The organism is Diaphorobacter ruginosibacter (assembly GCF_014395975.1).
GTDB classification, from domain to species: Bacteria; Pseudomonadota; Gammaproteobacteria; order Burkholderiales; family Burkholderiaceae_C; genus Diaphorobacter_A; species Diaphorobacter_A ruginosibacter.
Map to the genome: position 1 here is coordinate 543,944 of NZ_CP060714.1, position 22,969 is coordinate 566,912.

Here is a 22,969-nt window from a genome sequence, read left to right on the forward strand (position 1 = left end):
TGCATCCAGATAATGAAAATGCGCGCGCACGCTTTTGATTTCGGCTTCCTCCAAGGCGCCGCACCCACCTCCAACCAGAGACCACCGCCATGTCCGACAAACTGCACATCGTCTGCCCCCACTGCCACACCACCAACCGCATCGCTATAGACCAGCTGGGCGGCGAGGCGCACTGCGGCAGCTGCCATCAGCCACTGGTGACAGGCCATCCGGTGGCATTGGACGACACAAGCTTCGCAAGGCATGTGGGCCGCAGCCAGCTGCCGGTGGTGGTCGATTTCTGGGCGCCCTGGTGCGGCCCTTGCCGCATGATGGCTCCTGCCTTCGAGCAGGCCGGCAACACGCTGAAAACCAGGGCGCAATTTGCCAAGCTCGACACCGAAGCCTATCCCCAGACCGCCGCGCCCTTCAACATTCGCAGCATTCCGACGATGGCGGTGTTCAAGGAAGGCAAGGAGCTGGCGCGCATCTCGGGGGCTTTGCCCGCTGGCGAGATTGTGCGGTGGGTGGAGTCGGTGATTTAAGTGCGCAAGATGGGAGAGAGCCGCGGGTGAGCGCGGTTCTTTCCTGGCGGGTGTTCATCGTTGATAGGACGTTCTCTTGCCTGGTTTGGGGTGGAGGCCGGGGCAGTTCCGGCCTCTGTCCTCAAATGAAAAACAGCAAAAAGAGGCAAGCCCCCGTCAACCACCAGACAGCGAAGGCACAGAAGGCACAGAAGGCACAGAAGGCACAGAAGGCACAGAAGGCACAGGAGGCCCAGCCACCACCAGACCCACATCGAGCACCCGCACCCGGTGATCAATGTAGTACCCCCCGAACTCCGTATAGCGCATCACCTGCAGCCCGCAATGCCCGCAGCGCCACACCTGTGCGCGGTTCACGGGAAAGTAGGCAAGGGCGATGGGTGCGTCGGGGCTTTCATAGCGCGTCCCGCCCGTATGGAGTTCCTCGAACGTAGGCTCGTCCACCCCGGGATCGCGCAGATCCGCGACCAGATGCATCTGTCCGGCGGGCCACTGCGTATCCGTGATGCTCTCCCAGCCCTTGCAGTGCGCAAGGCGGCAATCGCAGTTGTCCCCCGACCCTCCGTGCGCGGCCAGGTCATGCAGTTCCTGCGTCGTGGTGATCAGCAATGGTGTGGCACTTTCGTTCATGCTGCAGGATTGTCGGCGTCGGGCGATAACCCTGGTGACTCATCGGAAAGCCAGCCACGCAGCGCGGCACGGCGCGCATCGGCCACTGCCGCGCCGATCGCTTCGCCCTTCAGCCCGCGCTTGGCCGCCGCTCCCGCGATCGGTCCCGTCTTCACGGCAAGCACGGATTGCAGCGCGCTCCACAGCCGTGCGCGCTGAGGGTAGGCACGCTCCTCGAAGCCGAGCCGGCCGCGCGCATCGCATTCGCAGGCAAACAGTGCATCGGCGAAGCGCTGCGGCTTGCGAATGGCATCGCAGCGCTCGAAGAGCCGCAGCAGCGCGGCGGCATTGAGCTCTGCGCTGCGGTGGATGTTGCCGTGCTCGCGCGCCACCAGCACCGCGAGCTCGTGCAGGTCGTTGGGCACGCGCCAGCGATCGCAGACCGCGTTTGCAAGATCGACGCCGCGCTCCTCATGCGCATGATGGCGTGGCAGGATGTCGGGCGGCGTCGTGCCCTTGCCCAGGTCGTGCATCAAGCAGGCGAAGCGCACGTCGAGCGGCGCATTGAGCCGCGCGGCCATATCCACCACCATCATCACATGCACGCCGGTGTCGACCTCGGGGTGGTACTCCGCGCGCTGCGGCACGCCCCACAGGCGATCGAGTTCGGGCAGTAGACGTGCAAGCGCCCCGCATTCGCGCAGCACGTCGAACATGCGCGATGGCTGCTTTTCCATGAGCCCGCGAGAGAGCTCTTGCCATACGCGTTCCGCGACCAGGTGATCGGCTTCGCCGTCGGCCACCATCTCGCGCATCAACGCCATGGTCTCTGGCGCAACACGGTAGTCGGCAAAGCGCGCGGCAAAGCGCGCGATGCGCAGGATGCGAACGGGGTCCTCGCGGAAGGCGCCGGTCACGTGGCGCAGCACCTTGTCCCGCAGGTCGCGCTGTCCGCCGTGGGGGTCGATCACGGCAGCCGCCAAGCCATCCCAGTCGATGGAGGCCGCCATGGCATTGATGGTGAGATCTCGGCGCGAGAGGTCTTCCTCGAGCGTCACATCGGGCGATGCCTGCACCGTGAAGCCGCGGTAGCCGCGGCCGCTCTTGCGCTCGGTGCGCGCGAGTGCATATTCCTCGTGGGTCTGCGGATGCAGGAACACGGGAAAGTCCCGGCCGACGGGCACATAGCCGCGCTGTGTCATGTCCTCGGGCGTGGCACCGACCACGACCCAGTCGTGGTCATGGACAGGATGCCCCATCAACCGGTCGCGCACGGCGCCACCCACCATATAGATTTGCATGATTCGAGTGTAGTGTTTCCTGCAGGATGGTTGCGTAAGGGATGCTTGATCGGGAGGTGCTCGCCGCAGCCTACAAAATTACTGCGGCTTGCGCGCGGGAGCCACGCGGCGTGCCATGCAGCCGTTAGCATTCGGCATGGCTGTGCCCCCGGTTGAAGGGGCCGCGCGATCCCGTTTTCGATTTCAAGGACTCTTTTCCCCATGCAGCAACATGCACGACCCACCATCGCCATCGTGGGCGCTGGCAGCATTGGCGTGGCTTTCGCCATTGTGTTTGCGCGTACCGGCCATCCGGTGCGCCTGTTCGATCCGGATGCCGCAGCGCGCGAACGCGCGGGCGCCACGTTCGCAAGCCGCCTGGAGGACCTGGCGTCAGAGGGGCTGCAGGATCGCGTGCGGATCGCCGCCATCCTGCCTCTGCTCACGGTGTGTCCGCAACTTGCCGAGGCGGTCGGCACGGCGGACCTCGTGATCGAGTGCGCGCCGGAGCGTGTGGAGATCAAGCGCGCGCTGTTTGCCGAGCTCGATGCGCTTGCGCCCGAGACGGCGATTCTGGCGAGCGCGTCATCGTTTCTTGCGGGCTCGAAATTCACCGAGGAGCTCAAGGGTCGCGCGCGCTGCATGGTGCTGCATCCCGGCAACCCGCCTTACCTGATCCCGGTGCTCGAAGTGGTGCCTGCGCCCTATACCAGCCAGGAAAGCGTGGAGCGCGCCATGCGGATCACTTCCGCGGCGGGCCTGAAGCCCGTGCTGGTGGCGCGGGAGGTGGAGGGCTTTCTCTTCAACCGCCTGCAGGGGGCCGTGTTGCGCGAGGCCTATTGCCTGGTGCGCGATGGGGTTGCCAGCGTGGAAGACATCGACACGGTGATGCGCGATGGCCTTGGCATGCGCTGGTCGGTCATCGGGCCGTTCGAGACGGCGGATCTCAACACGCGCGGCGGCATTGCCTCGCACGCCGAGAAGATGGGACCGTCCTACGAGCGCATGGGCAAGGAACGTGGCCAGAGCGACCCATGGACACCCGAGCTCGTCGCCAAGGTGGCCGCCCAGCGCCGGGCCGCGCTGCCGCTCGATCAATGGGAGGAGCGGGTGGCGTGGCGCGACCGGGCGCTGATGAAGGTCGTGAAGCTGCGCGGCGAAACCGGCGAATGAAGGATGGATGGAGTGAATGAATGGCGGAGTGAGCCGCCCTCCACTCCCACAGGAGCCTAGCGGCGCACCCGGTACGGCTCGTCGAAGGGAACGAAGTCCTCTTCCGCGAGCGCGTCCTTCACCCAGGCCTGCATGCCGGGCAGGGACATCACGCGCTCGACATAGGCCTTGATGTGCTGGGGCAAGGGCAACGCGTAGGTGGTGAGGCGCGAGCAGACGGGCGCGTAGTACGCATCGGCAATGCTGAATTCGCCAAACAGCATGGGGCCACCGTAGGTGTCGAGCAGGCCGCTCCACATCTCGATCAGGCGCTGCACGTCGGCGCGCACGCCGGGCTGGTCGCGCCAGACCAGCGCACCGATGTCCGGCAACTGCGCCTCGATGTTCACGGGACAGTTGCTGCGCAGGGCGGTGAAGCCGCTGTGCATCTCGGCGCAGACGCTGCGTGCCGTGGCGCGTGCCTTCACGTCCTGCGGCCACAGATGCTTTTCGGGAAACTTCTCGGCCAGATACTCGGCGATGGCCAGGGTGTCCCAGACGCCGATGTCGCCATCGACCAGCGCGGGCACCTTGCCCGTGGGGGAGACCTTGCCGATCTGCGTCTTGAATTTCGAGCCTTCGGAGAAGCTGTCGAAGCGCACCATCACCTCCTCGAACGGGATGCCGGCCTGCTTGAGCAGCACCCATGGGCGCATGGACCAGGAGGAGTAGTTTTTGTTGCCGATGAAGAGTTGAAGCATGGCGTTTCCCGTCAGGTCAAGAATAGAACGGCCCAGTGTAGGGGAGGCCGATACTGCTCACGACCTGTGTGGATGCTTCGCATGGGGCTTCAATGAGTGCTTTAATCCCGCCCCATGATTGCGAGTTCTCCCTCCCCAGCCTCCCTGGCCGCCACCGGCCACCACACCACGGCCCTGGTCCTCTTTTCCGGCGGCCAGGATTCCACCACATGCCTTGCGCAGGCGCTGTCGCGCTATCAGCGGGTGGAGACGCTGGGCTTCGACTACGGCCAGCGACACGGCGTGGAGATGCAGGTGCGCCTGTCGGCGCGCGAAGCGCTGGTGAGTGCGTTTCCCGAGTGGCGGGACAGGCTGGGTGAGGACCATGTGCTCTCCCTCGACGTGCTTGCGCAGATCGGCGGCTCCTCGCTCACCGAGGATGTGGCGTTCGCGATGCAGGCCGACGGCCTGCCGAACACCTTCGTGCCGGGGCGCAACCTGCTGTTTCTGACGCTGGCGGGGGCCCTCGCATACCGGCGCGGCATCTCGGTGATCGTGACCGGGGTGTGCGAGACCGATTTCTCAGGCTATCCCGACTGCCGCGATGACACGATGAAGGCCATGCAGCTGGCGCTCAACCTGGGCCTTGCGCGGCGATTGCTGATCGACACGCCGCTGATGTGGCTGGACAAGGCGCAGACGTGGCAGCTGGCGTTCGAGCTGGGCGGTGACAGGCTGGTCGAGCTGGTCCGGCGCGAAACGCACACCTGCTATCAGGGCGTGCGCGATGAATTGCATGACTGGGGATTTGGCTGCGGCACCTGCCCGGCCTGCGAGTTGCGTGCGCGTGGCTGGGCGCAATGGCGCAGCCAGCGCGCGTCATGACACTCAAATTGTAGCTAAATGTACTGAACAGGGGCGCGAGCCCTTCAGTAGTTCGGCCAGACCACTCCGTTGTCGTTGAGGATGGCGTCGAGGGGCTGGTCATGGGCTTCCGGTTCGAATTCGTCCACATAACCGTTGGTGTAGCCGAGCCCCACGGTGAAGGGGCGCGGCTCCAGCGCGGCAAGCGTGCGGTCGTAGAAGCCTCCGCCGTAGCCCAGCCGGTAGCCGCCGGCGCCATAGCCCACGCAGGGCACAAACAGCAGGGTGGGGACGATCAGCTCGGTGTCCTTGGGCTTGGGAATGCCATAGGCATCTTCTTCCATGGGGCAGCCTGGGTACCAGGCATGGAAGGTGAGGGTCTTGTGCTCGCGGTTCACCACCGGCAGGCCGATGCGGCGGCGCAGGGGCTCGTCGAGGAGCTCGCCGTCCTCCTTCCAGCGGTGCAGGGCGGGCAGGGGATCGAACTCGCCCTTGATGGGCCAGTAGGCCCCGATGACGGTATCGGGGCGATCCACCAGCCAGATGCGCATGACGCGCTGCAACATGTCGGCACGGACCAATCTGTCGGGCAAATTCAGGCGTTGTTCTACCAGTGCGCGGCGCAGGGCTGCTTTGTCCATCACATAATCCCACAATGCAATGGCTCAAGATTCTGACACCGTTCCTGCTCGGGGCTAGTCTGGCAGGTGCGCTCCCCTCCGTTTCGGCTCAGACCCGAGGCGACGACGTGCTGCTTGAAATGCAAAAGGCGTTCAGGCAGAAAGACAAGCAAAAGCTCACTGCGCTGCTCCCGGGCGCGCGCGGCCACGTGCTGGAGCCCTGGGCGGCCTACTGGGAATTGAAGGCGCGGCTCGAGGAGGCCACGCAGGACGAGGTCGATGCATTTTTGCAACGCTATGCGGGCAGCTACCAGGAAGATCGCCTGCGCAACGACTGGCTGCTGCTGCTCGGCCAGCGTCGCGACTGGGAGCGTTTCCTCGACATGCATGCGAAGTTCCGCATGCGCGACGACAAGGAAGTGCAGTGCTATGCGCTGAATGTCGACCAGATGCTGGGCAAGGCGACGGAGGACATCGCCGCCGTGGTGCTTGCCAACTGGTACGCGCAGCGCGACGTGGACGACGGCTGCGCCTACGCGGCGGCCGAGCTGTTTGCGGCCAAGAAGATCAAGCCGCTCGACGTGTGGCGCAAGGCCCGTCTGGCGGCCGAGGCGAACCGGCTGCGCGCCGTGCAGAAGGCCGTGCAGATCGTGGCGCCGGAGTCGGTGGGCGGCCTGCGCGAAGCGGTCGACTCTCCCACCAAGTACCTGACGGGCAGGGCCACGGCGCGCGGCAAGATGAAGCAGGAATTCATCGTGCTGGCGCTGATCCGCATGGCGATGAGCGATCCTTCCGCGGCGGCACGCCTGCTGGATTCCAAATGGGGTGTGCAACTGTCGGCAGAGGAGCGCAACTGGCTCTGGGGCCTGATCGGCAAGCAGTCGGCCATCGCGCTGTCGGGCGATGCATTGGGCTACTTTGCCAATGTGAGCCGTGACGCCGATCTCACCGACGACATGCTGGGCTGGCGTGCACGCGCCGCGTTGCGCGCGGGCCAATGGAAGGTGGTGGCCCGCAGCATCGATGCAATGACGGTGGCGGGACGCAACGATCCGACCTGGGTCTACTGGCGTGGCCGCGCCTACATGAGCAACCGGCCGGGCGACGAGGACCGGGCCAATGCCAAGCGCCTGTTCGAGAGCATTGCGGGCAGCAGCAGTTTCTATGAACAGTTGGCACGCGAGGAACTGGGGCAGAAGATCACAGCTCCTGCCGCGCCCGCACCGCTCACACCGGAGGAAATGGCAGCCGCCAAGGCCAATCCGGCGCTCAACAGGGGCGTCTATGCCATCTTGCTGGGCCTGCGCAGCGAAGGCGTGCGCGAGTGGAACTACGCAACCAACCTGCATGCGCCCGGCGGCATGGGGGACCGCGAACTGCTGGCCGCTGCCGACTTTGCCTGCAAGCAGGAAGTCTGGGATCGCTGCATCAACACCAGCGAACGCACCAAGTCCTTCATCGATGTGACGCAACGCTTCCCGATGCCGTTCCGCTCGTCGGTGGTCGACCATTCCCAGCGCATCGGCCTGGATCCGGCCTACGTGTATGGCCTGATCCGGCAGGAAAGCCGCTTCATCATGGATGCACGTTCGCACGTCGGGGCGTCGGGCCTGATGCAGGTGATGCCCGCCACGGCGAAGTGGACGGCGCGCAAGATCGGCATGACCGACTTCACGCCGGACATGATCTACGACCGCGAGACCAACATCACCATCGGCACTGCCTACCTGAAGCTCGCGCTCGACGACTTCGACGATTCGATGGCGCTGGCGGCAGCGGGCTACAACGCGGGACCGGGCCGGCCGCGCAACTGGCGCAACGGGCCGGTGATCGAGGGCGCGATCTGGGCCGAGAACGTGCCTTTTGCCGAGACACGCGGCTATGTGAAGAACGTGCTTGCGAACACGACCAACTACGCGGCCATCCTCACGGGGCAACCGCAGTCGGTGAAGGCCCGCCTTGGCACCATCGGCCCGCGCCTTGCAAGCGAGCCGGAGCCGAACAAGGATCTGCCCTGATTCAGCGCTGGGGCATGTCCTTTTCGGTGTAGCAGAGGCTCACGGTGGCGTCGGCGGGGATCACGGGCATGGAATCGTTCCATTGTTCCCACGCGCCGACCATCGCGGCCAGCCGCTGTGGCTGCACCGGAGCGAGGTTGGCGCGTTCGCGTTCGTCGCTTCTCAGGTTGAAGAGATAGTCGATGCCGTCCACGCGCAGATATTTCCAGTCGCCATCGCGCATGGCGCGTTGGCCGCGGTGGTTCATGCGCCAGAACAGGGGACGGTTCCTGAGTGTCGTGGTGTCGGCCAGCAGCGGCGCAAGCGATTCACCATCCAGCGGGAAATCCGCATCGGCCTGCGCGCCGCCCAATTCGAGCATGGTGGCCGACCAGTCCATCGTCATGCAGGTCTGCTCGCTGGTCGTGCCTGCCGCGATGACACGGGGCCAGTGGGCGATCCATGGCACGCGGATGCCGCCTTCCGTCAGGTCCATCTTGCCGCCCACGAGCGGCCAGTTGTCCGAGAAGCGCTCGCCACCGTTGTCGCTGGTGAAGACGATCAGGGTATTGTCCAGCAGCTTCTGCTGCTCCAGTGTCGCGACGATGCGGCCGATGCCCTCGTCCATCTGGTGGATCATGCGGCGATAGGTCTCGACGTTCCCGCCATGCAGGTGGTAGAGCGCCTGCTGGTTTTCGCGCAGTTCGTGCGAGAGGTCTTCATCGTCGCGCGTTTCCCATGGCCAGTGGGGGGCCGTGTAGTGAACGCTCAGGAAGAACGGCGTTTGCTGTGGGGCTTGCGCACCTTCGGCCATGCGCTCGATGAAGTCCACCGACCAGTCGGTGATCAGATCGGTGAGGTAGCCTTCCTGCCGCTTTTCCTCTTCACCCAACCACAGGTCGTGCTGTCCGTTGGCCCCGCAGTGCGTGAAGTAGTCCACGCCGCCGGACATCGGGCCGCAGAACTCTTCGTAGCCCGAGCGGATGGGGCTGAAGTGCGGCGGATAGCCCAGGTGCCACTTGCCCATGAGCGCTGTCCGGTAGCCCGCGCTGTGGAGCAGCGATGGCAGGGTCGGATGGCTAGTCGGCAGACCCAGGGTGCTGTTGCCGCGCGTGCTGGTGCGGATGGGCTCTTCGGCCGCGCCGCGCAGGCGGTATTGATAACGCGCGGTCATCATCGCGAAGCGGGTGGGCGAGCAGACGGGTGAGTTCGAGTAGCCCTGGGTGAGCTTCAGTCCATTGGCGGCCAGCCGGTCGAGGACGGGCGAGACGGGGCCGAACGCGGCATCGCGACCACCGTAGCAGCCGAGGTCGGCATAGCCGAGATCGTCGGCGACGATGAAGATGATGTTGGGGCGTTGTGTCGTGTGGTTCATGTCAGACCTGAGCGAAGATCGTCAACACGCTCTCAAGCCTTGTAGCCCGATGCGCGGATCACCGGCTCCCATTGCTTGCGGTACGCTGCCAGGCGTTCACGGGTTTGCTGCGGCGTGCTCACGACCGGGTCGAGATTGCTGGCCTTGAATTGCTTGATGGTGTCGGGGTCGCGCATGGCTTTCCCGATGGCGTCGGCGTAGCGCTGCACTTGCGCGGCGGGCGTGGATCTGGGCGCAAACACGGTGTTCCAGCCCTCAGCAGAAAGACTCACCCCTGCTTCCTTCAAGGTGGGCACATTCGGCGCGGCTGGATTGCGCTGCTCGCCCGAGACCGCGAGGATGCGCAACTTGCCGGCTTCGTGCTGCGCCAGCAGCCCGTCGAGCGTATCCACCGCGACCGGCACCTGACCGCCGATCAGGTCGGTGATCAGCGGCGCCGAGCCCTTGTAGCCCACGGCCTCGGCTTCGACACCTGCCTTCTGGCCCAGCATCAGCGCAAAGAAATGTGGCAGGCTGCCAGTTGCCGGGACGCCGATGTTTGCTTGCTTGGGATTGGCCTTGAGCCACGCCAGCAGATGGGACAGTTCCTTGACAGGAACGGCACTCGACACCGCGACACCGAAGACGTAGCTGTTGACCTCGCTGACGGGAATGAAGTCCTTGTCTGCGTCGTAGCCCGCATCGTTCACCACCAGGGGCGAAACCACCATCACCGCCGGGTTGGCAAGCATCAGCATGGGCGGCTGCGCGGGCGCGTTGCGCAGGAACTGCGCTGCCACGCGGCCACCGGCACCGGCCCGGTTTTCAACAATCACGGGGGAACCCAGCAGCATCTGCATCTTGTCGGCCAGAATGCGTGCCACGCGGTCACTTGCGCCGCCTGGCGGGTAGCCTACGACGATGCGCAGGACTTCCTGTGCCGCGAAGCTGTTGGCGGCGAGCGCGACGCCAGCGGTGGCAGCCAGCGACTGCGCGATGAAGTGACGGCGGCGTTGTGTGAGCATGCTTTGTTCTCCGGGCAATCTCGCCTCCTGCCGGTTGGGCGGCAGTGGGGGCCAATCGTGAGCCAAGGGCCCTCTGCACGAACCAGATCGACAGAAGGTTTCTTGAAATTTATTCAGAATCGGCACAGTTGTTCAAATCAACCATGACTGGTATTTACCCTCGCCGCATGCCCGATCCTTCTCCCCCGCCCATCTCTTCGCTCGGCGATCCCGTGCAGCCCGGAGATTTGCTGCTCTACCGGATCGCCAAGCTATCGTCAGCGTCCGCGCGCCTGGTGACCCGCCTGTGCGAGCGCGGACATGGCATCACGCGCCGCGAATGGGGCGTGCTGATGTGGCTGGCGCAGCAGCCGGGACTGCAGCCTTCCGCTCTGGCGGAAAAGCTCGAGCTGGATCGCGCACGCATTTCGCGGGCGATCGGCTCGATGCATGTGAAGGGCCTGATCCAGAAAACCAAGGCGCAGGCCAATCGCCGTGAAATCGAGCTACATCTGACGGAGCAGGGGCAGCGGATGCACGATGAACTGTGGCCGCAGATCCGGCGCATCAATCTGCAATTGCTTGACGCGCTCGATGCGCGGGATCCACTGGCGGTGGACAGGCTGGATGCGGCGCTCCATTCGCTGCAGGGGCGGATCCAGCAGCTGGAAGCTGCCGATGGGCACAGCGACCCCGAGTTTCCTTCACGACGCGCGGGAGCGAGATCGCGCGGGTGATGCAGGAGGCCGGTGCAGGAGGTGGGGGCCGGCGCAGCCATCGGCTCGCGTCGCGGGGCTCCGAGGCGTCACGCCACGTCGTTCTGCGACGGTGCCTTCTTCCTGCCGGTGAACATCGCGCCCACCAGGTTTTCATGGTGCTCCCGGCAGGTCCACAGCATGCCGCAGATGTGCAGGGCCACGAGACCCAGCAGCACCCAGGCGGTGTACTTGTGCAGGTAGGCGAGCCAGCCGTAGCCCCAGAACATGTCTGTGGTGTAGAGCCAGCCGGTGAAGGTCAGCAGTGACAGGCAGGCAAGCAGCGCCACCACCATCAAGCCGCCCAGCGGGTTGTGGCCGATGTAGCGCGGGGCCTTTCCAGAGAGAGCGGCGCGCGCATAGGCCATGGTGGCTTCCGGTGACCGCACGAACTGGGAAAAGCGCGCGTAGCGGCTTCCCGCAAAGCCCCATATCAGCCGCGCAAGGAGGATGCCGATGACGGCATAGCCCGTGCGCTCATGCAGGGGACCGAGGTCTTCGCGGCTCCACCAGGACAGCGCGACGCAGACCACCAGCCCCCAATGCAACAGGCGCACGGGCCAGTCCCAGACACGCACCCGCGGCTCGAGTGCGGTCTTCTTCTCAACTGCCGACATCAGTTCGTCAATGCATCAATCTTCTTCGACGCGCTCGAGTGTCTTGGGGTCGAAGAAGGCCTCCACGCGCTTGCCCTTGGGGTCCTTGCCGTAGACCTCGTAGCAGGTGTCGGTCTTTTCCATGCGGCGCACGGTCCAGCCTTCCTTGACCAGCTTGTCCTGCAGCTCGGTGTGCGGGCGCCATTCACTCTTGGGGTATTCCTTGCACTGCACGTTGCCGTGGGCGGAGGCTGCATTGGCGCAGAGCGCGAGTACCGCAGCGCAGAGGACGGAGTGGAGTTTTTTCATGTTGGAGGCTCCTGGGTGGGCGAAAGATCGGTGCCGTGCGTCAGGTTCGAGCCCAGCGGCGCACGAGATTGTGATAGATGCCGGTGAGTTGCACCAGGCGGGGGTCGTCCGGTGCCATGGAGGGCGTGAGCTGCTGGACGGTCTGGTCCAGGTCGAACAGCAGCGAGCGTTCGCCCTCGTCGGGCACGAGGCTTTCGATCCAGAAGAACGAGGCCACGCGCGCGCCACGTGTCACAGGTGTCACGCGGTGCAGGCTCGTGGAGGGGTAGAGCACCATGTCGCCTGCCTCCAGCTTGATCTCCTGCACGCCGAACGGACCCTCCACCTCGAGCTCGCCGCCGTCGTAATCGTCCGGCTCAGCGAGAAACAGCGTGGCGGACAGGTCGGTGCGGATCTGCTGGTGCGATCCGGGCAGGAACATGAGCGAGCTGTCCACATGCGCGCCGTAGGTGCCGCCGTCGGTGTAGCGGTTGAACTTGGGCGGATAGATGGCTCGTGGAAGCGCCGCCGAGATGAAGCGCGGCGTTTGCGCGAGGATGCGCAATATCTGCTGGCCCAGTTGCGTGCAGAGCGCACTTTCGTCGTCGAGCTGCAGGTTGCGCTTGGCGCTGCGGGCCAGCGTGCCGGCCGTGGCCGCACCGTCCTGCCAGGGAGCGGCATCGAGCTGCTCGCGAAACTGGAGGACCTGTTCCTTGGTGAGGACTTTGTCGATGGTGATCAGCATGGCCTGGGTCGGTGATGAAGGTACGCCTTGCAGCAAACACCAAAGCCGGGCATCGGCCCGGCAGGTGGGTCACTGATTGTGATGCATGCCCGCAGCGCACGGATGCGGCTGCGGGCGGTGCGGCGCCGATCCGTGGATTACAGATCGAGGTTCAGCGTCAGGCGCACGGCGCGGGCATCACCCTTGTAGAGGAATGCGCCGGAGCGGTACACGGCGGTGTAGTAGTCCTTGTTCGTGAGGTTCAGCACGTTCAGGCGCACGTCCGCATGCTTGTTGATGCGGTACGAAGCGAACGCGTCATACACGGTGAACGAGGGAACGGGCTGCGAGCACACACCGGACGCCGTGTAGCCGGCGGCCGTGTCGGGCTGGCCGCCGCAGCGGTCGCTTTCGTGGCGCGCGATGGCGCCGATCGAGAAGTCCTTGGTGAGCTGGTACTTGCCCTGCAGCGAGAACGAGCGGTCGGCGAAGTTGGACAGCGGACGGCCCACGTTCGCGGCGGTGGCGGACTTGAGCACCTTGGACTTCATGATGGCCACGCCGGCCTGCACCTGGAATTCCTTGGTCACATTGCCGGCCAGGCCGAATTCGACGCCGCGCACGCGGTTCTTGCCGGTGTTGAACGTGCCGGTCGTGCCGTAGTCCGCGCCTTCCATCACGTCGGACTTGGTGGTCTGGAACATGGCGGCTGTTGCGAGCAGCTTGTCGTCCAGGAGGTTCCACTTGGTGCCGATCTCGATGTTCTCCGAGCGCTCGGGCTTGGCACCTGCGGCGCTGCCGTTGTAGATGACCAGGCCGCCGTAGCCGCTGTTGGTGCCCGCATCGGGTTCGCCGCCGTTGATGTCCTGCGCCGTGCCGTAGCCCGCGTAGACCATGCCCATCGGGTTGATCTTGTAGCTCACGCCCAGGTGGCCGTTGAACAGCGTGTCGCTGAAGCCGTAATCACCCGTCTGCGCACCCGTGGTGTTGTTGCGCGTCAGCATGGACAGCTTGTAGTGGTCAGCGCGCACGCCGCCGAACACGGTCCATTGGTCGGTCAGGTCCACGGTATCCATGAGCGACAGGGCGTAGGTGCGCACCTGCCAGTCACGGTTCCAGCCGTTGCGCGAGTAGCTGCGGCCTGCCAGCGATGATGGATCCCCGAAGCTGGTGCCGGCTGCGTTGGTGAAGCACCAGCCATTGTTGGCAGTGGCTGTCGCGCTGGTGCGGCAGTTGAATGCATTGGCGTTGGTGATGGCGTAGTTGCCCGACTTGACCATGTGGTCGGTGTACTCGAAGCCCGTGATGATCTCGTGCTTCATGCCGCCGATCACCTTGTCCCAGCGCAGGTTGGACTGGTGGGCGAAGTAGTGCACCTCCTGCCAGCCGGTGTGTCCGCTGTCGATGCCGGCTGTGGTGTAGGTGGAGCCGTCGGGGTTGTAGGCTGTACGGCTGGATGCACCCGTGGTGGCATAGCCGTTGCTCGACGTGCCGTAGCGCGTCAGGCTGTTGAGCTTGAGGTCGGAGGACAGGCGGTAGTTGATGCGTGCGGTCAGCGTGTCGACGTCCGACTTCAGGAAGTCATTGCCCTGTGCATAGACGGGCACGTTGCTCGCGGGGTAGCGCGCTGGCGCGGTGCCGACGAGGTAGCCGCCCAGGTCGGGCTGGTTGTCCTTGCCGCGGAAACCGTAGTAGTCCAGGGTCACGCTCAGGTCGGAGTTCACTTCCCACAGGCCGGACAGCGCCAGGCCCTTGCGCTTGCGCTCGGAAGGGCCGCGATCGGGCACGTCCTCGCTGCCGACCAGCGCATTCACGCGCAGTGCGAAGGTGTCGTTGATGGCCTTGTTGGCGTCCATCATCAGGCGGTAGTGGCTGTCGGTACCGACCGAGCCCGAAAGGCGGGTGAAGTCGTAGTCGAGCGTGGCCTGCTTGGTGATGACGTTCACCGCGCCGCCAGCGGAGCCGCGGCCTGCGAACGTGGAGTTGGGGCCCTTGGTGATTTCGATCTGCTCGACCGCGAAGCTCTCGCGGGTGGTCATGCCGGGGTCGCGCAGGCCGTCGACGAACACGTCGGAGCGTGCTTCCTGGCCGCGGATGATGTAGCGGTCGCCGAAGGCGTTGCCGTTTTCGCCGGTGCCGAGCGTGATGCCGGGCTGGGCGGACAGGATCTGCTTGAGGTCGGTGGCGCCGGAATCATCGATGGCCGACTTGGTCACCACGGAGATGGTCTGTGGCGTCTCGGCCAGGGGGCGGGTGTGGCGCGAGTCGGCCGACGTCTTGGCCTTGTACGGCGCGCCGACTTCCGCATTGGGGTTTGGGTCGATGGCCTGCTCGCTCACCGTCACGGTGGACAGCGATGTCGCGGCGGGAGGCGTGGCGGCTGTTTGTGCCATGGCGCCGAGCGGCAGCAGCACGGCGGCTGCGGCAACGCTGTCGACGAGGCGCAGGCTCCTGGGTTTCTTGACGTGGGGTCGTTGCGATTTCATGGGGAGGCTCTCTGTTGGATTTGGCGCGATTATTATTAAGAATCACTATCATTCGTGGGTTTATTTGAGCCACCCCACGCAAAAAGCCTCATTTCGCAGATCTCGCAGCGGTATTCCGTTGCGAGTCAGCAACAAATTGACACGACAAAAATCAGCCTGGGTGTCGAGGCAATGGAACCATCTGGAGATTTTTGACTCGCGCTACAGCCTCTTCGCCAGAGCGGTTGGGAGTTGTCCGCGTGCGGCATGCTTCGACCCGCACCGGCCTGTATCGACATTCATGCAGCAGCCTGCGAAGGCTTTCAGCGATTGAGCAGGGTCGTGCGGTCTTCGAGCGCTGCTGCATCGCTGCGGACAAGGTCTGCCACGAGTTCTTCGCTCCATTGGGCTGCCTCGCGGTCGGCAAAGTACCTGCGGTGCAGCACCTGGAAATACGGAGTCTCGCGCAGCCAGCGCAGCGCATCGTCGAGCGCGATACGCTGCCATTCGAGCAGCTTGTACTTGAGCAGCACCTTGGCGGCGTGCCGTGCATGCTTGAGCGGGTCGGCCTCGAAGCCGGCCAGGCGGCGGCGAGCGACATCGAGTGCCCTCTGCACATCGCCGAACACCGGTCCGTGGCCCGGAATCACGATGGTCGGCGCGAGACGCGCAATGAGGTCGAGCGTGGCGCCCACGTCGCCGAACCCTTCCTCGCCGTCGAGTTCAGGGAACACCACGCCGAAGCCGTTCTCCCACAGGGCGTCGCCCGAGATGAGCACGCCGCTGTGGGGCTCGAACAGCACGACCGCATGGGTGTCGTGGCCCGGCGCGGCATGGATCTGCCACAGGCCGTCGCCCAGCGCAATCTCGCTCCCTGGCGTGAGCACGCCATCGGCGCGGAAAGGCGGGCAGTGCTGGCCGGTGGGCTCGTAGGTCAGCGCACGGGCATCCCAGTCGCGCACATGCACGAGCTGCCCCGGCGGGATTCGCGTCTGCAAGTGCGGCCAACGGGCCTGCAGGGCGGCATTGCCGCCGCAGTGATCGCTGTGCAGATGCGTGTTCACGAGCAGATCGAGCGGCCGGCCGTCGAGGCTCGCCGCCACCAGATCCACGGTCTGCTGTGCGTGCGTGTGGTATCCGCTGTCCACCAGCGCCGCACCATGCCTGCCCTGAAAGAGGATGTTGTTGGCCGACAGCCAGCCGCGTTCGAGCACGCTGATGTCGTCGGGAAGCTGCAGGGGGGAGGTGCTCATTGGCGCGGCGTATGTCTCTGTGGCTAGGTTGGGCCCATTGTGCCCGGTTGCAGGGTACGAAAGCGGACTGTCCATGCACAATCTGCGCTATCACTTTGTCAGGAAGGCAGGGGTTCATGGTCGCCTGGTGGCTGCGTGCGGTCAGTTTGTTCAATGTGCTGTGTGTGATCGCCTGGTGCGCGTGGGCCTGGCCGCGTTCGCCCTGGCTGGCGGCGGCGGGCGTGGTGCTGGCGATGCTGGCCGGGCGACTCTGGCTGGGGCTGCAGTTTCTCGTGATGCAGGCCTGGCGGCGACGGCTGCAACTGCCTCCGCCTGACCCGAACGTGGTGCTGCGCGCGTGGAACGCCGAAACGCACGAGTCCGCGCGCTGCTTCGCCTGGCTGATGCCGTGGCGGGAGCATGCGGTGGCCGACCATCTTCCCGCAGATGCTGCTGGCCGGACCGGTGTGGTGCTGGTGCACGGCTGGCTGTGCAATCGAGCGGTCTGGACCGAGGCGATGCGCGGGCTGCGCGCACGCAACATCCCTTTCATCGCGGTGAGCCTGCCGCTGTTCCTGCACCGCATCGAGAATGCACGGGGAACGCTGGAGGCCGCAGCGAAGCGCATGCAATCGGCGACGGGCCAGCGGCCGCTGCTGGTGGCGCACAGCATGGGCGGCCTGGTCGTGCGCGACTGGCTGCGCAGCCTGGAGGGCGACGCGGTGGGTGCACTCCATGTTCCTGCCGAAGTGGTGACCATCGGCAGCCCGCACCACGGATCGCTGCTGGCGTATTGCGCGGGAGGCACGAATGTGCAGCAGATGCGCCCTGGCAGCCGTTGGTTGGCGCAGTTGCAGCGCGACGAGGCGCGTGCCGGCAGCGCATTTGCTCGCGTGCGCTGGCACTGCGTGTTCTCCGACTGCGACAACGTCGTGTTTCCCGAGGCGACGGCGCAACTGGGCAGCGCGCCATCGTCATCATCACCCCATTCGCAATCCCATTCGCTGGCAGGCTACGCCCACGTGCAGATGCTTGCGGCGCCCCAGCTGTGGACGCTGGTGCGGTCGCTGCTCAATCCGCGCTGACGAGAAGCTCGCTGTTCGCTCCATATTCCGGCAGCGTGCTCAGCTCTTCGTAGATCTGTGTGAAATCGGGTTCGGTGAGCGCGAACAACTGCTCGAAGCTGTCGATCACGAAATAGGTCTGCTGGTAGGTGTCGATCTTGTAGCGCGTGCGCATGGTGCGCATCAGATCGAGCGGCAGCCGGCGCGGCTCGGGGCTTTGCACGCTGTACTGCAGCTCGCCACTCGAGCTCAGGATGCCGGCGCCGTAGGCACGCACGCCCTGGGGCTCCCGGATCAGGCCGAATTCGATCGTGTACCAATACAGGCGTGAAAGCATCTCGCCATGGCCGAGTTCCTCGGCCTTCAGGCCGCCCTGGCCGTAGCGCTGGATGTAGTCGGCGATCACCGGATTGAACAGGAGCGGCACATGACCAAACAGGTCGTGGAAGACATCGGGCTCGACGATGTATTCGAACTCCTCGGGCTTGCGGATCCAGTCGGTGACGGGGAACTTGCGATTCGCCAGCAGCGAGAAGAAGGCCCGCTCGGGAATAAGCCCCGGCACGGCGACGATCTCCCATTGCGTGGCCTTCCACAGCGCTTCGTTGATGTCGTCGAAGCGCGGAATGCGCTCCTTGGCGCCGAGGCGGGGCAGCACGTCGATGAATGCCTGGCTGGCCAGGCCCGGCAACAGCGCGGACTGGCGTTCGTAGAGTCGGTGATAGGTGTCGTGATCCTGCGCGGTGTAGGCCGCGAAGTCCTGCGCGCAGGTGTAGTCCTCGTGCGCGCGGCTGTAGTCACCACGCGGCGGACGGCTCGACTGGCCGTAGACGACGGGGGCTTGTCCCATGATGCTGCTCCTTGGTATGCGACCGCATCTGGGGCCTGCCGGCCCGGTCTGGCGGTCTTCTTATTGAATGCTGATCTTGGCTGCCTTGATCAGGAAGCCGTACTTGTGATATTCGCTTGCGACGAATTCCTTGAAGCTGGCGAGGCGCATGTCCTCGGGTTCGATGCCCATCTTCTTCAGGTTGGCCTTGGCGCTGCTCGACTTCATCGATGCCTCGAAGGCTTCCGCGTAGCGCTGTGCATCGGCATCCGGCAGGGACGCCGGCGCGAACAGGCCGAACCAGGTGACCACGTTGAAGCCGGGAATCTCGTCGTTGATGCTGGGCACCTTGGGCAGCGACTCGTCGCGGCCCAGCGAAGTCACGCCCAGCGCCTTGAGATGACCCGACTGGATCAGCGGCAGCGAGGATGCGAGGTTGTCGAACACCAGTGCCACGTCCTTGGACTGCAGGGCCTTGAGGGCGGGGCTGGAGCCCTGGTAGGGCAGGTGCGACATGCGCGTATTGGTCAGCGACTTGAACATCTCGGCCGCGATGTGGCCGATGCTGCCGTTTCCGCCCGAGCCGTACTTGAGCTCACCCGGATGCGCCTTGAGGTACTTCACCAGGTCGGTCGTGGTGTTGATGTTGAGTTGCGCGGCCAACTCGGCATTCATCACCAGCACGTTGGGTGTGCGTGCAATGAGAACCAGGGGTTTGAAATCCTTGATGGGGTCGTACGGGAAGTCCTTGTATAGCCACGGATTGACCGCGTGCGTGGCCACGGCGCCCATCAGGATCCTGTTCTCCGATTTGGCAGCTTTTGCAACCAAATCGGCACCGACGCCGCCGCCCTTGCCGGGTTTGTTCTCCACGGCAATCGTGCCGAGCTGCGTCGATGCTCCCTGCGCGATGAGCCGCGCCGACGTATCGAGCGGCCCGCCGGCAGGGTAGGGTACGACCAGGGTCATCGGCGCGGACGCGTTCTGGGCCTGGGCGGCCCAGGGGACGCAGGAGATCAAGACACTGAGCAGAAGACGGCTGCGGAGCACTGGCGGATCCTTGGAAGTTAAGTAAACAGCGGGCCAGTATATTTACAATTTATTGCAGCGCAGCAATGTCGTTCACCCGACAAGGTTGATCGTCAGAGCACGCCCCGACGCATCTGGTCGAGCTCGATGCTCTCGAACAACGCCTTGAAGTTGCCATTGCCGAAGCCGTCATCGCCCTTGCGCTGGATGAATTCAAAGAAGATCGGTCCCAGCTGGTTTTCGCTGAAGATCTGCAGCAGGATGGCGTCCTTCTTGCCGTCGATGAGGATCTTGCGCTTGTGCAGTTCCTCCACGCTCTCGCCGTGACCGGGGATGCGCTTGTCGACGAGTTCGTAGTAGGTGTCGATGGTGTCGAGCAGGCGCACGCCGTTGGCGCGGAGGGTATCCACCGTGTTGTACAGGTTGTCCGAGCCCATGGCGATGTGCTGGATGCCCTCGCCCTTGTACATGTCCAGGTACTCCTGGATCTGGCCCGGCTTTTCCTTGCCTTCCTCGTTGATCGGGATGCGGATCTTGCCGCAGGGGCTGGTCATGGCCTTGCTCTTGACGCCGGTGACCTGGCCCTCGATGTCGAAGTACTTGACCTCGCGGAAGTTGAACAGGCGTTCATAGAAGTCCGCCCACTCCACCATGCGGCCACGGTGCACGTTGTGCGTGAGGTGGTCGACATAGGTCAGGCCCGCACCCTTGGGGTAGAGCATTTCCTCGGTGCTGATGCCTGGCAGCGGCACGAAATCGACGTCGAAGAAGCCGATGTTGCCGATGTCGCCCGGGCGTGCGCCGTTCTTGCCGCGCCAGCGGTCCACGAAATAGATCAGGCTGTCGCCTACGCCCTTGATGGCGGGGATGTTCAACTGGCCCGGCTCCGAGGTACCGGCATAGCCCCAGGCGCCCAGGTTGAGCGCGCGCTCGTAGGCGGCCTTGGCATCGTGGACGCGGAAGGCGATGGCGCACACGCTCGGTCCATGCAGGCGGGCGAAGCGCTGTGCGAAGCTGTCAGGCTCGGCATTGATGATGAAGTTGATCTCGCCCTGGCGGTACAGCAGCACGTTCTTGTGGCGGTGGCGGGCCACCGGCTTGAAGCCCATGGCCTCGAAGGCCTTGCCCATTTCGGCGGGGTTGGGGGCTGCATATTCGATGAACTCGAATCCATCGGTGCCCATGGGGTTCTCCCAGGCGGACGCTGTCGATGGGAGGGCGGTTTCGTGGGTAGGAGCGTTCATTGGCTTGTCTCCCGGATCCTTCGACGCGGAAGTGGTAGTGATTTGATTTCTGTCATTGCACGCAGAATTTGACCGACATGTGCAATGGGCGGCTTCTTGTTGAATATATGTGGCAATCACGTCATTTTTTCGCCGAAATCATCGATGATTGATTTATTGAGTGCAATTTTTTTGCAAGTTTTTTTATTTTTGTGAATTTAAAATGCGCTAGGGAAGTTTCCAATTACCAATTGCTGCAGACTGCACCAGAATGGTCCCATGAGCACACCTCTCCAAAGCAGTGATTCGGTCGGCAATTCGCTGGACAAGCTGGACCGCGCCATCCTTCGATGCCTGCAGGCCAATGGCCGTGAAACCTATGACGTGATCGGCGAACGTGTGGGGCTGTCGCCCAGCGCCGTGCTGCGGCGTGCCAAGCGCCTGGAAGAGGCAGGCATCATCGAACGCTATGTGGCGCTGGTGAAGCCCGAGGCGGTGGGACTGGGGCTCACGGCGTATCTCAATGTGCGGCTCGAAAAGCACACGGAGACCCATAAGCGCAATCCCATGGATGTGTTCCGCGCGAGCGTGCAGACCTGGCCCGAGGTGGTGGAGTGCGCCGCACTCACCGGCGAGATGGACTATCTGCTGCGCGTGGTGGTGGCGGACATGTCGCACTACAGCCGCTTCATCATGGACACGCTGCTCAAGCATCCCAGCGTGCAGGACTGCAAGACCAGCTTTGTGCTGGACCGCGTCAAGGCGACCACCTCGGTGCCTGTCTGACGGGTACGTAGCCCGAGGCCGCGCGCCTGCCTGCAGGGCCTGTCCGAGGGAACATCCCCATACTTCATGTTGCATTGCAACCAAGGTGATGCAGATCCCTAGGGAAAACCCTAGAATCGCGCCATCATGCTTTTGACGAAAGATTGGTTGCTTGCTTCCTGGGATATCGGTCGGCGCTTTTGGGGCGCAGGCCCCACTGATGAACAGGCGTCGCCGACGCAACGAGGTAAATCCAAAATGGCTTCTGCTTCCGTGCCGATTCGCTCGCTGGCGGCTCAGCATCGCGAGCGCATTGCCGCACACCTGATGAGCCTCAGCCCCGAGGACCGCTATCTGCGCTTCGGCTACCCCGCAAGCGATGGGCAGGTGCGCCGCTACGTCGATCAGATCGATTTCGATCGCGATGAAGTCATCGGCGTCTTCAACCGTCGTCTCGAGCTGATCGCCATGGCGCATGTGGCCTATGCGACCGATGATGAATTCAAGAGCTGTGCCGAGTTCGGCGTGTCCGTGCTCTCCAAGGCCCGGGGCCGTGGGTATGGCGCACAGCTGTTTGACCGCGCCGTGATGCTGGCACGCAGCCGCGACGTGAAGATGATGTTCATCCACGCGCTGTCCGAGAACACCGCCATGCTGCGCATCGCGCGCAATGCGGGTGCCACGGTGCACCGCGACGGTTCCGAATCGGAGGCCTACCTGGAATTGCCGCCCGCGAGCTTCGACACGCGCATGAGCAAGATCGTGGCCGTGCAGTTCGGCGAGATGGACTACCAGTTCAAGAAGCAGGCCAAGCAATTCTGGGATTTCCTCGGCAACGTGCAGGAAATCCGCCAGGGCGTGCGCGAGGGCCGGCACCAGGCGGCGGAGTAATCCAGGGCGGCGGCCACCGCATTCCGCTATCCTTGGGGCTTGTCCAACTACCGCACGTCCTGCATACACGACCGTGTCAGAACCGCATTCGGCGCGTCCTTCCGACAAGGATGACAAGCCCTCCCTCCTGCAGCGCGTGCTGGAGTTCATCAATCCCGGCCCCAACACCACCGAGGAACTGGTGGCTGCCATGGCCGAAGCCGAGGATGATGACGTCATCAATGCCGATACACGGGTGCTGCTGGAGCGCGTGCTGCGCATGGCCGAGATGACGGCCAGCGATGTGATGGTTCCCGCGCCACGCATGGATCTGCTGGACATCGATGCGCCCATCGACGAGCTGGTACTGCAGGTGATCCGTACGGCGCACTCGCGCTTTCCGGTCTTCCAGGGCGAGCGCGACAACATCGTCGGCGTGCTGCTCGCCAAGGATCTGCTCAAGCTCTCACGCTCCCCCAGTCTGAACATTCGCACGATGGTGCGCCCGGCGCTGTTCGTTCCCGAAAGCAAGGGGCTGAACGACCTGTCGCGGGAATTCCGTCTCTCGCGCAGCCACATGGCGATCGTGATCGACGAGTTCGGGCGCATCGCCGGCCTGGTCACTTTCGAGGACGTGATCGAGCAGATCGTGGGCGAGATCGAGGACGAGTTCGACGAGCCCGAGGAAGAGGGCGACATCTTCGGCCTGGCCGACCACACATACCGCGTGAGCGGTGACACGCCCGTCGACCGCGTGGCGGAGGCCTTCGAGGTGAGGCTTGCGAGCAGCGACCCTGACGAATCCTTCGACACCATCGGCGGCCTGATCGCCCACGAGCTGGGCCGCGTGCCGCGCAAGGGCGAGCATTTCGACATCGGCGGACTGCGCTTTCTGGTGCTGCACACCAAGGGCGGGGCCGTGCGCTGGTTCAAGGTGTCGCCGCATGATGCGACCCCGGACGATGCGTGAAGGCACGGCCATGAT

General features: G+C 64.3%; 23 protein-coding genes. 9 read left to right on the forward strand and 14 right to left on the reverse strand.

The features are described from left to right. Positions 1-89 precede the first annotated feature (89 nt). Positions 90-524: a thioredoxin TrxC gene (gene trxC / locus H9K76_RS02590; RefSeq protein WP_187598037.1), complete on the forward strand. Its 435-nt coding sequence runs from the start codon at positions 90-92 to the stop codon at positions 522-524. A gap of 156 nt (positions 525-680) precedes the next feature. Here the strand turns inward: trxC and H9K76_RS02595 are convergent, their stop codons facing one another. Next, positions 681-1,154 (reverse strand): hypothetical protein, encoded by a 474-nt coding sequence (locus H9K76_RS02595; protein WP_187598038.1) that lies wholly within the window; start codon positions 1,152-1,154, stop codon positions 681-683. Further along, on the reverse strand, positions 1,151-2,434 hold the full coding sequence (locus H9K76_RS02600; RefSeq protein WP_187598039.1) for a multifunctional CCA addition/repair protein: 1,284 nt from the start codon (positions 2,432-2,434) through the stop codon (positions 1,151-1,153). Before H9K76_RS02600 ends, H9K76_RS02595 begins: the two co-directional genes overlap by 4 nt. A 201-nt stretch (positions 2,435-2,635) precedes the next feature. Here H9K76_RS02600 and H9K76_RS02605 point away from each other — a divergent pair, with 201 nt between their 5' ends. Further along, complete coding sequence (locus tag H9K76_RS02605) at positions 2,636-3,586, forward strand: 3-hydroxyacyl-CoA dehydrogenase (RefSeq protein ID WP_187598040.1); 951 nt, start codon at positions 2,636-2,638, stop codon at positions 3,584-3,586. 56 nt (positions 3,587-3,642) lie between these two features. Here the strand turns inward: H9K76_RS02605 and H9K76_RS02610 are convergent, their stop codons facing one another. After that, the gene (locus tag H9K76_RS02610; protein ID WP_187598041.1) at positions 3,643-4,326 is read right to left on the reverse strand and encodes a glutathione S-transferase family protein; all 684 of its coding nucleotides are present in this window, start codon (positions 4,324-4,326) and stop codon (positions 3,643-3,645) included. 114 nt (positions 4,327-4,440) lie between these two features. On the opposite strand from H9K76_RS02610, the gene queC reads away from it, so the two are divergent. Beyond that, positions 4,441-5,190: a 7-cyano-7-deazaguanine synthase QueC gene (queC, locus tag H9K76_RS02615; RefSeq protein ID WP_187598042.1), complete on the forward strand. Its 750-nt coding sequence runs from the start codon at positions 4,441-4,443 to the stop codon at positions 5,188-5,190. A 44-nt stretch (positions 5,191-5,234) separates the two neighbouring features. On the opposite strand, the gene H9K76_RS02620 is transcribed toward queC, so the two are convergent. Further along, positions 5,235-5,810 (reverse strand): 5-formyltetrahydrofolate cyclo-ligase, encoded by a 576-nt coding sequence (locus H9K76_RS02620; RefSeq protein ID WP_187598043.1) that lies wholly within the window; start codon positions 5,808-5,810, stop codon positions 5,235-5,237. 14 nt (positions 5,811-5,824) lie between these two features. Here H9K76_RS02620 and H9K76_RS02625 point away from each other — a divergent pair, with 14 nt between their 5' ends. Further along, positions 5,825-7,807 carry a lytic transglycosylase domain-containing protein gene (locus tag H9K76_RS02625; RefSeq protein ID WP_187598044.1) on the forward strand — a complete coding sequence of 661 codons (1,983 nt, stop codon included), beginning with the start codon at positions 5,825-5,827 and terminating at the stop codon, positions 7,805-7,807. Between the two features lies 1 nt (position 7,808). Here H9K76_RS02625 and H9K76_RS02630 read toward each other — a convergent pair whose 3' ends face one another. Together H9K76_RS02630 and H9K76_RS02635 are read right to left on the reverse strand one after the other, a co-directional pair. Beyond that, positions 7,809-9,161, reverse strand: coding sequence for a sulfatase family protein (locus H9K76_RS02630; protein ID WP_187598045.1), 1,353 nt, complete (start codon positions 9,159-9,161; stop codon positions 7,809-7,811). 32 nt (positions 9,162-9,193) lie between these two features. After that, positions 9,194-10,165 carry a Bug family tripartite tricarboxylate transporter substrate binding protein gene (locus H9K76_RS02635; protein WP_187598046.1) on the reverse strand — a complete coding sequence of 324 codons (972 nt, stop codon included), beginning with the start codon at positions 10,163-10,165 and terminating at the stop codon, positions 9,194-9,196. Positions 10,166-10,308: 143 nt separating this feature from the next. Here H9K76_RS02635 and H9K76_RS02640 point away from each other — a divergent pair, with 143 nt between their 5' ends. Beyond that, the gene (locus H9K76_RS02640) at positions 10,309-10,881 is read left to right on the forward strand and encodes a MarR family winged helix-turn-helix transcriptional regulator (RefSeq protein ID WP_246475261.1); all 573 of its coding nucleotides are present in this window, start codon (positions 10,309-10,311) and stop codon (positions 10,879-10,881) included. A 68-nt stretch (positions 10,882-10,949) separates the two neighbouring features. On the opposite strand, the gene H9K76_RS02645 is transcribed toward H9K76_RS02640, so the two are convergent. From H9K76_RS02645 to H9K76_RS02665, 5 genes are all read right to left on the reverse strand, one after another. After that, positions 10,950-11,516, reverse strand: a complete 567-nt coding sequence (locus H9K76_RS02645; RefSeq protein ID WP_187598047.1) for a cytochrome b/b6 domain-containing protein — start codon at positions 11,514-11,516, stop codon at positions 10,950-10,952. Between the two features lie 15 nt (positions 11,517-11,531). Continuing rightward, positions 11,532-11,804, reverse strand: coding sequence for a PepSY domain-containing protein (locus H9K76_RS02650; protein WP_187598048.1), 273 nt, complete (start codon positions 11,802-11,804; stop codon positions 11,532-11,534). A gap of 40 nt (positions 11,805-11,844) precedes the next feature. Next, a complete protein-coding gene (locus H9K76_RS02655) occupies positions 11,845-12,528 on the reverse strand; it encodes a Fe2+-dependent dioxygenase (RefSeq protein WP_187598049.1) in 684 nt (227 codons plus the stop codon). Between the two features lie 137 nt (positions 12,529-12,665). Further along, positions 12,666-14,993, reverse strand: coding sequence for a TonB-dependent receptor (locus H9K76_RS02660; RefSeq protein WP_187598050.1), 2,328 nt, complete (start codon positions 14,991-14,993; stop codon positions 12,666-12,668). Positions 14,994-15,295: 302 nt separating this feature from the next. Beyond that, complete coding sequence (locus H9K76_RS02665; protein WP_187598051.1) at positions 15,296-16,225, reverse strand: MBL fold metallo-hydrolase; 930 nt, start codon at positions 16,223-16,225, stop codon at positions 15,296-15,298. Between the two features lie 116 nt (positions 16,226-16,341). On the opposite strand from H9K76_RS02665, the gene H9K76_RS02670 reads away from it, so the two are divergent. Then, positions 16,342-17,289, forward strand: coding sequence for an esterase/lipase family protein (locus H9K76_RS02670; RefSeq protein WP_187598052.1), 948 nt, complete (start codon positions 16,342-16,344; stop codon positions 17,287-17,289). Here H9K76_RS02670 and phhA read toward each other — a convergent pair. The 3 genes from phhA to hppD all read right to left on the reverse strand — a co-directional run bounded on the left by phhA (position 17,276) and on the right by hppD (position 20,370). Beyond that, complete coding sequence (gene phhA / locus H9K76_RS02675; protein ID WP_187598053.1) at positions 17,276-18,118, reverse strand: phenylalanine 4-monooxygenase; 843 nt, start codon at positions 18,116-18,118, stop codon at positions 17,276-17,278. The two genes, H9K76_RS02670 and phhA, sit on opposite strands and share 14 nt — an antisense overlap. 60 nt (positions 18,119-18,178) lie before the next feature. Next, entirely contained in the window at positions 18,179-19,066 is an 888-nt protein-coding gene (locus H9K76_RS02680; protein WP_187598054.1) for a Bug family tripartite tricarboxylate transporter substrate binding protein, read from the reverse strand. A gap of 173 nt (positions 19,067-19,239) precedes the next feature. Further along, positions 19,240-20,370: a 4-hydroxyphenylpyruvate dioxygenase gene (hppD, locus tag H9K76_RS02685; protein ID WP_187598055.1), complete on the reverse strand. Its 1,131-nt coding sequence runs from the start codon at positions 20,368-20,370 to the stop codon at positions 19,240-19,242. A 258-nt stretch (positions 20,371-20,628) separates the two neighbouring features. On the opposite strand from hppD, the gene H9K76_RS02690 reads away from it, so the two are divergent. The 3 genes from H9K76_RS02690 to H9K76_RS02700 all read left to right on the forward strand — a co-directional run bounded on the left by H9K76_RS02690 (position 20,629) and on the right by H9K76_RS02700 (position 22,954). Next, positions 20,629-21,135, forward strand: a complete 507-nt coding sequence (locus H9K76_RS02690; protein WP_187598056.1) for an Lrp/AsnC family transcriptional regulator — start codon at positions 20,629-20,631, stop codon at positions 21,133-21,135. A gap of 237 nt (positions 21,136-21,372) precedes the next feature. After that, on the forward strand, positions 21,373-22,005 hold the full coding sequence (locus H9K76_RS02695) for a GNAT family N-acetyltransferase (protein ID WP_425489664.1): 633 nt from the start codon (positions 21,373-21,375) through the stop codon (positions 22,003-22,005). Positions 22,006-22,078: 73 nt separating this feature from the next. Beyond that, positions 22,079-22,954, forward strand: coding sequence for a CorC family transporter (locus H9K76_RS02700; protein ID WP_187598058.1), 876 nt, complete (start codon positions 22,079-22,081; stop codon positions 22,952-22,954). Positions 22,955-22,969: the final 15 nt, after the last annotated feature.

Excerpts from the sequence above, each read along its gene's own strand:
- H9K76_RS02670 (WP_187598052.1), top strand. The coding sequence starts at position 16,342 with ATGGTCGCCTGGTGGCTGCGTGCGGTCAGTTTGTTCAATGTGCTGTGT.
- H9K76_RS02630 (WP_187598045.1), bottom strand. The coding sequence starts at position 9,161 with ATGAACCACACGACACAACGCCCCAACATCATCTTCATCGTCGCCGAC.
- H9K76_RS02690 (WP_187598056.1), top strand. The coding sequence starts at position 20,629 with ATGAGCACACCTCTCCAAAGCAGTGATTCGGTCGGCAATTCGCTGGAC.
- hppD (WP_187598055.1), bottom strand. The coding sequence starts at position 20,370 with ATGAACGCTCCTACCCACGAAACCGCCCTCCCATCGACAGCGTCCGCC.
- H9K76_RS02655 (WP_187598049.1), bottom strand. The coding sequence starts at position 12,528 with ATGCTGATCACCATCGACAAAGTCCTCACCAAGGAACAGGTCCTCCAG.
- H9K76_RS02650 (WP_187598048.1), bottom strand. The coding sequence starts at position 11,804 with ATGAAAAAACTCCACTCCGTCCTCTGCGCTGCGGTACTCGCGCTCTGC.
- H9K76_RS02620 (WP_187598043.1), bottom strand. The coding sequence starts at position 5,810 with ATGGACAAAGCAGCCCTGCGCCGCGCACTGGTAGAACAACGCCTGAAT.
- H9K76_RS02660 (WP_187598050.1), bottom strand. The coding sequence starts at position 14,993 with ATGAAATCGCAACGACCCCACGTCAAGAAACCCAGGAGCCTGCGCCTC.
- H9K76_RS02625 (WP_187598044.1), top strand. The coding sequence starts at position 5,825 with ATGCAATGGCTCAAGATTCTGACACCGTTCCTGCTCGGGGCTAGTCTG.
- H9K76_RS02605 (WP_187598040.1), top strand. The coding sequence starts at position 2,636 with ATGCAGCAACATGCACGACCCACCATCGCCATCGTGGGCGCTGGCAGC.
- trxC (WP_187598037.1), top strand. The coding sequence starts at position 90 with ATGTCCGACAAACTGCACATCGTCTGCCCCCACTGCCACACCACCAAC.
- H9K76_RS02600 (WP_187598039.1), bottom strand. The coding sequence starts at position 2,434 with ATGCAAATCTATATGGTGGGTGGCGCCGTGCGCGACCGGTTGATGGGG.
- H9K76_RS02610 (WP_187598041.1), bottom strand. The coding sequence starts at position 4,326 with ATGCTTCAACTCTTCATCGGCAACAAAAACTACTCCTCCTGGTCCATG.
- H9K76_RS02695 (WP_425489664.1), top strand. The coding sequence starts at position 21,373 with ATGGCTTCTGCTTCCGTGCCGATTCGCTCGCTGGCGGCTCAGCATCGC.
- H9K76_RS02645 (WP_187598047.1), bottom strand. The coding sequence starts at position 11,516 with ATGTCGGCAGTTGAGAAGAAGACCGCACTCGAGCCGCGGGTGCGTGTC.
- phhA (WP_187598053.1), bottom strand. The coding sequence starts at position 18,118 with ATGGGACAAGCCCCCGTCGTCTACGGCCAGTCGAGCCGTCCGCCGCGT.
- H9K76_RS02680 (WP_187598054.1), bottom strand. The coding sequence starts at position 19,066 with ATGACCCTGGTCGTACCCTACCCTGCCGGCGGGCCGCTCGATACGTCG.
- queC (WP_187598042.1), top strand. The coding sequence starts at position 4,441 with ATGATTGCGAGTTCTCCCTCCCCAGCCTCCCTGGCCGCCACCGGCCAC.
- H9K76_RS02595 (WP_187598038.1), bottom strand. The coding sequence starts at position 1,154 with ATGAACGAAAGTGCCACACCATTGCTGATCACCACGACGCAGGAACTG.
- H9K76_RS02635 (WP_187598046.1), bottom strand. The coding sequence starts at position 10,165 with ATGCTCACACAACGCCGCCGTCACTTCATCGCGCAGTCGCTGGCTGCC.
- H9K76_RS02665 (WP_187598051.1), bottom strand. The coding sequence starts at position 16,225 with ATGAGCACCTCCCCCCTGCAGCTTCCCGACGACATCAGCGTGCTCGAA.
- H9K76_RS02640 (WP_246475261.1), top strand. The coding sequence starts at position 10,309 with ATGACTGGTATTTACCCTCGCCGCATGCCCGATCCTTCTCCCCCGCCC.